This is a genomic window from Proteus hauseri ATCC 700826 (genome assembly GCF_001654965.1).
Classification (GTDB): Bacteria; Pseudomonadota; Gammaproteobacteria; order Enterobacterales; family Enterobacteriaceae; genus Proteus; species Proteus hauseri.
Window position 1 is genome coordinate 15,736 of the sequence record NZ_LXEV01000024.1, and the last position, 12,005, is coordinate 27,740.

Sequence of the window (12,005 nt, forward strand, 5' to 3'; positions counted from 1 at the left end):
GATTTAAACCTAACACACCATTTCTAAAAAAAGTGTATGATCGTACTCCTCTTTTAAGCTTCTCTTGATACATTAAAACTCACTAATAATATGAAACTAAACGATGAATTAACTAATGCTATTGCTTCGGTCACTGAAGCCGCTGCAATAGCTGCAATGCCTTGGGTAGGAAAGCAAAATAAAAACGCTGCCGATGCCGCTGCTGTCGCTGCAATGCGTGAACGTCTTAATAATCTAAATATTAATGGCGAAATTGTTATCGGCGAAGGTGAAATTGATGAAGCACCTATGCTTTATATTGGCGAGCAAGTCGGCAATGGTAAAGGTGAAAAAATAGAAATTGCTGTAGATCCTATTGATGGCACACGTATGGTCGCAACCGGTGAAAATAATTCACTCGCTATTTTAGCAGCAGGATATCAAGGAAGTTTTTTACAAGCCCCAGATATGTACATGGAAAAACTTGTAGTAGGAAAGCAAGCTGCCGGTATTATCAATCTTGATCGCTCACTTGAATATAATCTTGATGCCATCGCTCAAACATTGCGTAAACCATTACATCAATTATCACTCGCTATTTTAGATAAGCCCCGTCATCACGAGATTATTAATAATCTGCGCTTAAAAGGAATTAACGTTATTACATTAGCTGATGGTGATGTTTTAGCTTCTTTATATGCCACAATGCCAAATAATAGCATTGATGTAATGTACGGTATTGGTGGCGCACCTGAGGGAGTGATTAGTGCGGCTATTGCTAAAGCATTAGGAGGTGATATGCAAGCTCGCTTAATTACTCGAGATATCGCCAAGGGAAATAATGCAGAAAATAGACAGATGGCAATCAATGAAATTACTCGTTGCCATAAAATGGGTACTGACGTAAATATTAAATTGCCATTAGAAACATTAGTTCGTAATCAAGATGTAATGTTTGCAGCAACTGCAATTACCCCAGGTGATTTTTTATCTGGTGTTTGTGAGCAATCCGATTATATACAAACTCACTCTTTAATCATTAATGGATCTACACACTCTTTACGCTATATCCAAAATTATCATTTACGTTAATTGCTACCCTTTAATGCATATTTTTTCCATATTATCTTAATATGACAATAAAAAAAGCGGCGCCTTAATCGGTGCCGCTAAAATAATATCAAGGGGTATTTCTACTTTTTTACTCTTTACACTAAATACAATCTACGCTAATAAATTTGCTGGATTTTCAACACAAAGCTTATCGATAATCGATTTGTCGATACCACGCTGGGCTAATAATGACAGGAACACATTAGGAACAAAACCCCAACCATTTCCGCCATTTTTTGCCCACATTTGTTTTAAGAAAACATCATGACTTAATACAATTTGGTGGCCATAACCTCTTTCAATAAGTGTTGCAACTGCATTGACGGTATCCATTACGCTTGGCGCAGCGCCCTCTTTCGGGAACGATATATCTAATCCAATCATATCAAATTCAAGCCATACACCGCGATCTAGCATCTTGCATTGATAATCGATATCTTTACCTGATGGATCTGAATGAGCTAATGAAATCTTAGCAGGATCACAACCCATTTCCGTTAATAGAATATCTAGAACCTCATCACCACGACGCTGCCAACCTGGCATATGAATATTCATAGAAGCATGAGGATTATTATTTTGTGCAATTGCCGCAGCACGTAAACTATTTTTCTCACCGTCAGTAAAGAATGGAGAAACGCCAATTTCACCAATCATTCCTGCACGAATATCAGTACCATCGATACCAATATTTAATTCATCATCAATCATTTTTGCCATTGCCTCAATATCATCAGCAAGGCGTTGACCTTCAAATTTTTCAATATAAAGGCCTGAAGATGCCACAACATTTATACCCGTTAATTCTGCAACTTCTCTTAGTTTTCTAATATCACGACCAATAGATGAAGAACCTGTTGCATCAACTATCGTTCGGCCGCCTAATTCTTTAAAATTATTTAATTCAAAAATGACATCTTCAATTGGTTTTTTATCCATATTATCGCAACAACAATATGGATCGTATTTAAGTCCCCACTGAATATCCGCACTCACTTTTTTATCCACTAACACATGCGAAAACTCATAAAAAGGTTTATCCACAACACCAGAAAGATCATTAAAGAGATGTTCATGAGGCAATGTCAGCCCCATTTCTTCTTTCTTAACAGGACCTGTTACCGTTTGAATATAACCTTTCATTATTAAGCTCCTACGTTTTTAACTGTCTTAGCAGATCTGAACTCAGGAATAGTCGTCACTATCGCACCAACTAAAGCAAATAATGTACCGATAATAGTTACCAGATAAACCGTGTTACCTAATGATGGTAATAATGTATCGATTAAAACAGAACCTAATAACTGACCTGCTGTTGATGCAACACCTAACATCAATAAACCTAAACCACGAACTAAGATAGCCATTAATGCGATAGACATTAAGCCTAATGGACCACCTAAATACATCCACCAAGTTGCTGGTAATTCAACAGTGATATGACCTAATGCCATACGAACAATCAATGCGATGGTTAAAACAGTAAAGCCAACAATAAAGTTCCAAGTAATCGAAACCATCATAGAGCCGGTTGCTTCAGCAACTTTCGAGTTACCAGCTGGCTGCCAACCTGCTAATAAGCCTGCAAGGAAAGGAAGAATGGCTAAATAGATGAAAGATGTTGAATGCCATTGTGGCGAAACTACAAATAAAGTCGCAACAACAGCTAATACAGCACCTAAAACGCGGTATGGGGTAAAGTATTTTTTCTCATCAACACCTACGCCAAAACGGTCACATAATAAACCTGATAATAATAGTGCGGATATTAATGCAGTTTGGAAGGTAGCAATTCCTAATGCGCTGGCTGAAGCACCTTCTGAAAACACAACCATTGCACCACATAATCCAGCAAACCAGTTCCATAATGGAATTTTGCGCGTTTTAATTAAACTTGGAATAGAAGCAAATTGCTGGCGATATTGTTTTTTTGACATAATAATAAAAAACATCACGACTAAACCACTAGCAAAAGAGATAACGGCACTCGCGTTACCATCTTTTAAAACATGCCCTAGCTGACCATTCACCGCAGACTGCATTGGTGATAGCATACCGGCTAATACCGTCGCTAACATTAGAAATGGTGTTGATAAATTTTTTGTACTCATAAGATGTTCCTTTGGGATTATGGGCTATGAGTGATTTCTTTTTTTATTTTTCAAGTAATCGGTTTTTTATTAGCGCAGAGTTGCAGCTCTGCGCTTTTTACTTTTATTACTGTTATTCTTAGTCAGAATTAACGTGCGATTTGCTTAAGAATATTGACCCACATATCAGCATAATGAGGCCATGCTAAAAACTCTTTACTACCCCAGTGCGGCGAACAATCGCTCATAAAGCAACCGGTTTTACCTTTCTCAAATTGACCAAATACCAACAGTGGATCTTCGCCAATATTTAATACCGTTTCAGTATTTTCTTTAGCTGAGACTTTGTTATAACCAAGGAACATCGGCCATTGAGTAAAGCCTTTTACAGAAGCGTGTTCTGCATTAACAGCGCTTGCAAATACGCCCTCTGGCGCTTCAACACGATCATCACCATCAAGCATTTCTACAGGCAGAACTTCTGCAAGTAATGTATTTTTATAGTTTGCTTTTGCTTCAATACCCATAAATGACAGGTAACCACCAATCATTAATAAGCCACCACCATTAACAACAAATTCTTTTATTAAACCTAACGCATTTGGGATCACTTTCATGTTATAGAAAGTATCGTTTTGCAGAAGGAATGTATTTGCACCAATATCGCTGATAACAATGACATCATATTTAGCTAATTCTTTTGCTGTTTTAGGGAATGCAATTTGCACTGTATGAGCAGGCATATAATCAACTTCAACGCCTTTTTCTCTTAAACAACTCAGTAAAAACGTTGAACCTTCTTCATATTTGCTGGAAGTGAAACTGTCGTAGCCTTTAGAGTGAATCATATGAATGTGCCATGACTCACCAATAAATAAAATTTTCATTTTTATTCCTCTTTCAAAAGCATATTTATTCAGGGGATTGCGTAACAATCTGTGAATATGTTGTTTGATTGATGCGATGCATGACATTAATATCTTCAGGCATTTCTGAAGCATTACTCGTCTCAACAGCTAACGATGAAAAAGCTGATGCATAGCGTAACGCATAAGAAAACTGCTTTCCTTTTGCCAATGAGGCAGCCAGCGCACCATTAAAAGCATCACCAGCGCCTGCCGTATTTTTTACTACGGCCGGGTATGCCGGCGAGTAAATATACTTGTATCCGTCATAAGCTAACGAACCTTTACTACCCAGCGTAATAACAACTTTATTTACGCCTTTTTGATAAATAGAAACTGCGGCATTTTTTGCAGATTCTAAATCCAACACTTCGATACCAGATAATAAACTAGCTTCTGTTTCATTGGGGGTTAATACATCCACCATTGGAAGTAATTTATGAACAATTTTATTATAAGGCGCTGGATTAAGAATAATTGGAATATTATTCTCATTTCCTATAGAGATAATCTCTTTCAATGCCTCAATATTTGTTTCCAATTGTAATAAGATAATATCCGCGTCAATAATTTTATCTTTCTGTATTTTTACTTCATCAGAAGAAATATCCATATTAGAACCTGAGTAAATAGAAATTATATTTTCCCCACTCTCTTCTGATACAAAAATAGAGGCTGTTCCTGTTTGAAAATTTTCTGTTTGATATATCGTTGATGTTTTTATTCTTGATGACGATATAAAATTCACAGCATAATCACTGAACTGGTCCGTGCCGATTTTTGTTATAAAATGCACCTGAGCATCAGCATAACTGGCAGCTAGAGCTTGGTTACACCCTTTACCTCCTGGTGAGAAGATAAATTTATTGGATAATAAGGATTCCCCGGCTTCTGGCAATCTAGGTAGATAACTAATCATATCAACATTAAATGATCCCAGTACACACACCTTATTTATTGCAGTTTTACCTGCTAAATCAATTTTATCAATTTGGTCATTACATTCTAAAAATTGTATAATTTCTTTCTTGGCAACCTTATCTAAAGTTTCAAATTCGATAAAAGCGCCTCCGTGGCATCTTTTTATAATTCCTTTATCAGAAAGAGTATTTAAATCTGACCGAATAGTTTCTTTGGTAACATTAAGTTCTTTAGCTAAAACAGAAACTTTTACGGCACCATTACCTTTGATCAAATTAATAATTTTTTTATGACGTTCTGCTTTCATTTAATGTTACCTCTATGGCAACAACTTTAATTTAATAGTTGTTATGGGATTGTGATTACAATCATATGTTATTTATTAAAAGCAAAAAAAAGCAGAAATACAAAAATAAAAAACAAAAATAAACAGAAATAAATAATGGTTTTAATAAGATTATTTAATAAATAGAATTGCGAGTTTAATTCATATTTATCAATATAAATTATGAAAATAAAAATTTATTCTTTAGATTATCATTAGTAAATTTAATATCAGATATTTCATTTTTATTTTTGATTTTTTTTTAAAAAATAATTAACTCATTAAAAATATCTTAATACCTAATCACTTAGGAAAAATAATATCTTCCTATCATTTAAATAACTGTCGCTATGCTTAAATAATAGACAGCGCTATTGAATCGAGCAAAGCATTAATCTTTTTAATAAAATTATTAAATAAAATTTATCATTAATATAGTGATATTTATGACTAAAACCAAAAGAAAACGATAACGTCGAAAGAAAATGAGATCATTAGTTAAGTAATATAAAAGAAAAGGATAAAACACACACAAATTTCGCATTTCATTTTTGTGATCTAGATAACATTCAATATTGCTGCAATTTAACAGTGTTGACTAAAATTTATCCTTTTTTATCATTTTCAACGTTATTTTACTCGACTTCTAAAATTATTTGAGGTTATTCTTTGTCGATATAACCAACTAATAAGTCAAGCTTTGGCATACTTTTGTAAATTGTCAGTCTACCTATAGCACAATAATCAACTTGCAGTAGCAATGACTTATCTCATCGATAAATTAAATGGCAGATATAATAACCACAATAACCCATATAATGGCCTATTATGGTAGTTATCGTAAAATAATTGAAATTTATCACCATTACATTTTGTCAAATATCCTTTTCACTAGAAACATTTTGACATACATCTTTTCTAGTACTTAGCTGATTTAATGGTTAAGTTTAGGTAAATCAAAATTCAAAGCTATTTGATAAAAATGACAATTTAACTTGCATAAGGATATATCAATGAAAATAAAATCACTCATCGCAATCTCATTATTAAGTGCTAGTTTTTCTCTTTTTGCCAATGATGTAAAAGTTGAAAATCAAACCAATACTGCAACACTGCAGACTAAAGGCGCTATTCAAAGTCAAAAAGAATTAAATGACTATGAGAAAATTATGATAGAAAAAGTCTGGGTAACTACAGACGCTATTGATGAAAAAGGAAACAAAGTTTCAGCTGATAATGCTCAAGTAAGCAACTATTTTGGTTTAGCAGAGTATTATCCTAATGGCACATTCATTATGTTTACACCTGAAGGTAAACAAAAAATGCAAGGTGATTGGGCAATATCATCAGATGGTAAAACCCGGACATTAACCGCGAAAGATACTGAAGGAAAAGTGTTATTTACACGTGGTGTCGAAAATATCACAGTTAAAAATGATGAATATACTTATCGAATTTATCCAAATTCAGACGATAAAAACGTTTATTTTGATATTATTCACCAGCCTAAGAAGTAAAAATTCTCATATTCGTAGGCAAATAATTAAAAGGCTATTTTGTACTTACAAAGTAGCCTTTTTTTAATTTTATCTTTCTTGTTACTTGGTTTTAAACTATTACAGTAGCGTTTGTGATTGACCATTAACCCAATAAATAACTTTATGGGCTTCCTCTGGAGATGGAACTTCTAGCTTAGTTAACATTCTTTCCATTACTTTTATAGGAACTGACTCAACTCTTGCGTTATTCTGTTTTTGCCACTGTATATAAGGTACTTCAATATAAACCAAAGTAATTTTAGCTTGATAACGATAAAACAGTGAAATCAGCTGATCTCGCATTTGTCGAGTTATATTTGTCGCATTCCAAACAAAAGATTTATGCTGACGTAGATATTCCTTTGCTTGCTCTTTTGCTAACTGAGCGATCCAACCATTAGCATCTCGATTATCAGGCTTAATATTATGCTGTCTGCGTAGTGCGTCTAAACTAACTATCGGACGATCTGCACAATACTGCTGAATAAAAGTATCTTTTCCCATGCCTGGTAGTCCGCAAAGTATGGTGACTTCACTTCCTTTTTCAGGATACGGTTCATAATTACAATCAGCACTATTTTCAGTATAAAAATAATGAAAACATGCTCGTTCAGAAGGGAAAAAAGCAGGTTTACGCCAACATTCTAGCTCTTCACAATAAAGTGAGAACAAATCTATTTTATCGAATAGAGCTTGCTTATCTTCACAATCTCGGCCTAATACATCCGCTTTTGCTAATAGTGCTAATAAATAACAATCAACGCGTAATGAAGCAGATAATAATGCTTTTTTAGGATCCTGCTTATCCATTACCCATAAAGGTAATCCGTGATAACGTACTAATGCCGCAATATGTTCTCTATCGATAAAATTAACTGGCACTTTTTCATAAAGAAAACGGCGAGTTGTTAATTCACCTTTACGGGCATGACTCGGTGAAATAATTCTCCCCTCATCTTCTCGTGTAGTAGATCGTTTTTCTACATCATGCAACAGCGCCGCAATCCATAAAATTTGTTGTTCACGCTCTGATAATAAGCTGTATTCAGGCAATAACTTTACTGACGCAATAACACGCTGAGTATGAATAGCAACATCACCTTCAGCATGATGAATGGGATCTTGCACGACTCCTGCCATATCACTTATTTCACTATATAAGCTACATAGTTCATCCCATGACATTTTGGTATGTAATTTTTTATGAAGCATCATCGAGACTCCTGTGCTTTTTCCCAACTTAAGGGAGCTCTTTGCCAATTTTTTTTCCAATGCACATCTGTTTTAACATGATCTTTTCTCACATACTTAAACACCCGATGAGAAAATTCATTTAATGCAAAAGATTGAGCATCTCGGGTAACAATACCTTCCATTGGACTCGCTTTTTTTGTTGATACATCTTGAGACTGAAAAAAGCTTGGCTGGGTTGCTTGTGAAACAATCATCTGTTCAAATTTATTTTTATCGCTACAATCGGGCAACGTAATTTCTGGAACCGTAGGAAAATCAAACAGTGCAGCATAAAATTGCACTTCTTCCCAACTCAGCCATTTATCTTTACAGCGCACCGCAAACACATAAAAGTATTCTTCTAAAAATGTATATTCAATAGAATGAATGGCATAAAGGTTTTCACCGAAGATATCGATATCCCCTAAATCATTTTTTATTAATTGCCAACGTTGACGTAGTTGTGTCGTCCATGCTGATTGTGTTGGTGTTGCATGAGAGCGAGCAAATACCCCTGCTTGATTTAAACAATTATTTTCTCCATCCAGTTTTTCTGTATGGATAAGTGTTTTTATATTGCAGATATCCTGCCACCATTGCGAATTAATGCGATCATCATTCGTTGTGCCTGGTGAAAAAGGATAGTGATACGTTCTATCGTATTTTTGTGATTGATTGTTCATTATTTTTTACTCATTAAGTAACAGAAATCCTGCCAAACTAAAATAGCTATTCGGCAAGTAAACTCGTCTGTAATCTGCACTATTCCATCAGTGCCTTAATGCGTATTACATAATAACAACCTACAATAAGAAGAAGTGAAAAAATAAATAAGTGGCTATATTAACCATAAGATTAATAGAGTGCTAGATAAATAATTCTATTTATTACTTATATTACTTTTCACTTAATTTTTTAATCGAATATCGGAGGAAATATGTACAACGATCTTCAAGGAAAAGTAGCTGTCGTTACGGGATCATCAAGAGGTATTGGTGCTGCCGTTGTGTCACGATTAGTCGCTGAAGGGATGAATGTCGTAATTAACTATCATTCTGATGAAAAAGAAGCAAACGCTCTTGCTGATGATTTAAATAAATTAGGTTTAGGTAAAGCTATTATCTTTGGTGGTGATATTAGTGATGAAGATATCGCACATAATTTTATTTATTGTGCAATAAATCATTTTGGTAAACTTGATCTTCTTATTAATAATGCCGGAATTGAAAACCAGACCCCCTCCCATGCTGTCGATTTAGCTGACTGGCATAAAATTATCAATGTGAATTTAACTAGCTATTTTCTTACGGCTCGCTCCGCTCTAAGATATTTTGTAGAAAATAAAATTCAAGGCAATATCATTAATATGTCTTCTGTTCATGAAATTATTCCTTGGCCTACTTTTGCTAGTTATGCAGCCAGCAAAGGTGGCGTTAGAATGTTGACGCAATCTCTCGCTCTTGAATATGCAAGTCATGGTATTAGAATTAATTCTATTGGTCCTGGCGCAATCAATACACCAATTAATAAAGAAAAAATGGCAGATGATGAACTACGTAAAGAATTGGAAGAGATGATCCCAATGAAATACGCAGCAGAACCTGAAGTGGTAGCAAATGTTGCGGCTTGGTTAGCATCAGAGCAATCTGCCTATATTACAGGTCAGACAATTTTTATTGATGGTGGAATGACGCTTTACCCATCTTTCCAAGGTGGTAAAGGTTAAGTTATTCCAATAGAAAACCCACTTTTTAGTTCTTATAGTGCTAGAAGGTGGGAACCATGATTAGTAAAAATCAGTCTGAATAAAGAACAACATTTTCAGCATTAATCAGATTATCAGGAAAAATAAGCGGCCTATCTGAAATAAAAGGTATATTTAATATTTTCGTACCTGTTGAAATAGAAATACCTGCTTTTAACCATGCATCAGCAACTAATTCTGTGCAATAAACACCTTGTTCAGGATAAATACTAAAATTTTCACCAACACGATTTAAAGCAATATGTAACGCTTTATCTCTTGCTACATCATCCCCTTTAACTTGATAAAATCGAACAGAATTAGGTTTAGCTCTACTAGTAAAAAACTCAAGACTATCAATGGTGACACCGTCTTTTATATTAGGATGTTCACTTGGTGTTGAATGTATTACTTGAATACCTTCTTCAGTGATCCACAACATTCCTACGTGACTAAAACCACTGTTATCTACTTGTTTAATAATATCGCTAATAACCTCATCACCATCACGAAAAACTAAATCACCACTTTTTAATTCATAAGGTAAAGCGAGCGCATTATTTGCGCTCGCTAAAAATAAAACTAAAGAAAAAAATATGCGGATAATCACTTAACAGCAACTTTCCATTTGCCATCAATTTTAATCATTTGTTGGTCTTCAGTTTTTTCTTCGCCGTTTTTAAGTACTGTTTTTAATGTGACAACAGCACTGTTTTTATCTTCTGAATATTCGACTTTAACGACTTCAACTTTAGTTAAACCACCTTGTTCTTTAATTTGCTTACCTGCTTCGGTAATGATCATTTTAAATTTACCCGTAATTTGCTCTGCCATCGGGTCTTTTTCTAAGTCACCAAAGTACATTAATGAAACAGCTTTATCGCCATCTCCTGCTGCAACCGCTTCAACAAATGCGACTGCTGCTTGCCCTGCTTCATCTGTTTTATCGCCACATGCAGATAACGTCATTAACGCAACAGCTAGAAACAAGAAACTCATCATCTTTTTAAACATAATTCACCATCACCTTAAATATTATAATTTGACCAAATAATTTTGTATAACACACTATTTATAATAGCATTATGTTATTTATTGCCTAGTTGATATTTTTCTGTGTAGAAGTGTAGAAAAGTAAACTTTTCTTTTCTGCCACAGAATTATACTTGATAAGAATAGAAACAGTCATGGATTATTTTTATTTTAAACTTAAATTAAAATTTCTTTTCATCACTTAGCTAAAATTAAGTTAGAATACATTGAACAATTAGTCATAAAATGAGTATTTCCTATTTTAAATAATCTAATTACTTTTAATTTAATAAAAAAATATATTTGTATTGCATTAAAAATCAAACAATTAAGAAACATTACTTTTTACCAATAAAACCTACTGTTTGTTTTACGACCACTATCTATTTTATAGACTAAAAACAATAAATATTTTTAATACATATGGAATGTTATTTAATAATATTTTAGTTTAATAGTAATAGTTAATGTTTGAAATATTAAAATTTCTATTTAAACGTAAGAAATAATCAGAAATATAATAAACGAAATAAAAACATAAATTATTATTTATAATATAACAATTCATCTATTTTAAAAGGTATTAAAAACAAGTCTATTTGTTTTTTAAGTGGCTACACTGGCTTTATTTCTCGATTTTTTATAAATTTATCTATAACACATTCAGCTAAAATACAAATAAACACTAGAAAATTTGTGATCACAGACGACTTTTTACATCATTAATGTTATTTAAGATAAATAGAAACTGCATTTTTTATCGCGAATAGGTAATCTATTCATCTGATTTTGAATGGCGAAACATGAAAGGGCATTTTATGTTTACTTCACAGCTCATGCTGGTCGGTTATGTTTTACTTGTTAGTCCTTGTGGGCATGATTCTTGTGATGCGATCCCTGTTACAGAAACGATTTATACTAAAGATGAATGCACTACTCGGCTTAATTACTTGAAAAAGAAAAGACCTGATCTCTATATTTTTTGTGGACAAGTCCTGCGAGATCCTGAAGTTACCGACGAAAACCCGTTAAAATCTCCACCTAATAGTGCTGATGACGTTTTTCGAGTGCAGTAATATATTTTATCCTAATTTTAGCGTTACTATAAAATACAATTTAAATTGT

Annotated in this window: 12 protein-coding genes; 4 read left to right on the top strand and 8 right to left on the bottom strand. The window is 33.7% G+C overall.

Annotation, left to right across the window (positions count from 1 at the left end; translation table 11 throughout):
• Positions 1 to 90: 90 nt before the first annotated feature.
• On the top strand, positions 91 to 1,071 hold the full coding sequence (glpX, locus tag M997_RS11115) for a class II fructose-bisphosphatase (protein WP_064720192.1): 981 nt from the start codon (positions 91 to 93) through the stop codon (positions 1,069 to 1,071).
• A 132-nt stretch (positions 1,072 to 1,203) separates the two neighbouring features.
• Here the strand turns inward: glpX and M997_RS11120 are convergent, their stop codons facing one another.
• The 4 genes from M997_RS11120 to M997_RS11135 all read right to left on the bottom strand — a co-directional run bounded on the left by M997_RS11120 (position 1,204) and on the right by M997_RS11135 (position 5,315).
• Positions 1,204 to 2,235 (bottom strand): methylphosphonate esterase, encoded by a 1,032-nt coding sequence (locus M997_RS11120; protein ID WP_064720193.1) that lies wholly within the window; start codon positions 2,233 to 2,235, stop codon positions 1,204 to 1,206.
• Positions 2,236 to 2,237: 2 nt separating this feature from the next.
• Positions 2,238 to 3,203 carry a DMT family transporter gene (locus M997_RS11125; protein ID WP_064720194.1) on the bottom strand — a complete coding sequence of 322 codons (966 nt, stop codon included), beginning with the start codon at positions 3,201 to 3,203 and terminating at the stop codon, positions 2,238 to 2,240.
• Between the two features lie 128 nt (positions 3,204 to 3,331).
• A complete protein-coding gene (locus tag M997_RS11130; RefSeq protein WP_064720195.1) occupies positions 3,332 to 4,069 on the bottom strand; it encodes a glutamine amidotransferase in 738 nt (245 codons plus the stop codon).
• A gap of 25 nt (positions 4,070 to 4,094) precedes the next feature.
• Positions 4,095 to 5,315: a PfkB family carbohydrate kinase gene (locus tag M997_RS11135; RefSeq protein ID WP_064720196.1), complete on the bottom strand. Its 1,221-nt coding sequence runs from the start codon at positions 5,313 to 5,315 to the stop codon at positions 4,095 to 4,097.
• Positions 5,316 to 6,346: 1,031 nt separating this feature from the next.
• Between M997_RS11135 and M997_RS11140 the strand changes: the two genes are divergently transcribed.
• On the top strand, positions 6,347 to 6,850 hold the full coding sequence (locus M997_RS11140; protein ID WP_064720197.1) for a DUF4822 domain-containing protein: 504 nt from the start codon (positions 6,347 to 6,349) through the stop codon (positions 6,848 to 6,850).
• Between the two features lie 99 nt (positions 6,851 to 6,949).
• Here the strand turns inward: M997_RS11140 and M997_RS11145 are convergent, their stop codons facing one another.
• Together M997_RS11145 and M997_RS11150 are read right to left on the bottom strand one after the other, a co-directional pair.
• Positions 6,950 to 8,086 carry an AAA family ATPase gene (locus tag M997_RS11145; RefSeq protein ID WP_064720198.1) on the bottom strand — a complete coding sequence of 379 codons (1,137 nt, stop codon included), beginning with the start codon at positions 8,084 to 8,086 and terminating at the stop codon, positions 6,950 to 6,952.
• Positions 8,083 to 8,787: an RNA ligase family protein gene (locus tag M997_RS11150; RefSeq protein WP_064720199.1), complete on the bottom strand. Its 705-nt coding sequence runs from the start codon at positions 8,785 to 8,787 to the stop codon at positions 8,083 to 8,085. The genes M997_RS11145 and M997_RS11150 overlap by 4 nt, the downstream gene beginning before the upstream one ends.
• Before the next feature lie 254 nt (positions 8,788 to 9,041).
• Between M997_RS11150 and M997_RS11155 the strand changes: the two genes are divergently transcribed.
• Positions 9,042 to 9,830, top strand: coding sequence for a glucose 1-dehydrogenase (locus tag M997_RS11155; RefSeq protein ID WP_064720200.1), 789 nt, complete (start codon positions 9,042 to 9,044; stop codon positions 9,828 to 9,830).
• Positions 9,831 to 9,900: 70 nt separating this feature from the next.
• Here the strand turns inward: M997_RS11155 and M997_RS11160 are convergent, their stop codons facing one another.
• Both M997_RS11160 and M997_RS11165 read right to left on the bottom strand, forming a co-directional pair.
• Positions 9,901 to 10,458: a YiiX/YebB-like N1pC/P60 family cysteine hydrolase gene (locus M997_RS11160; RefSeq protein ID WP_064720201.1), complete on the bottom strand. Its 558-nt coding sequence runs from the start codon at positions 10,456 to 10,458 to the stop codon at positions 9,901 to 9,903.
• The gene (locus M997_RS11165) at positions 10,455 to 10,862 is read right to left on the bottom strand and encodes a DUF4878 domain-containing protein (protein WP_064720202.1); all 408 of its coding nucleotides are present in this window, start codon (positions 10,860 to 10,862) and stop codon (positions 10,455 to 10,457) included. The genes M997_RS11160 and M997_RS11165 overlap by 4 nt, the downstream gene beginning before the upstream one ends.
• A gap of 836 nt (positions 10,863 to 11,698) precedes the next feature.
• Between M997_RS11165 and M997_RS11170 the strand changes: the two genes are divergently transcribed.
• Complete coding sequence (locus M997_RS11170; protein ID WP_064720284.1) at positions 11,699 to 11,956, top strand: hypothetical protein; 258 nt, start codon at positions 11,699 to 11,701, stop codon at positions 11,954 to 11,956.
• Positions 11,957 to 12,005: the final 49 nt, after the last annotated feature.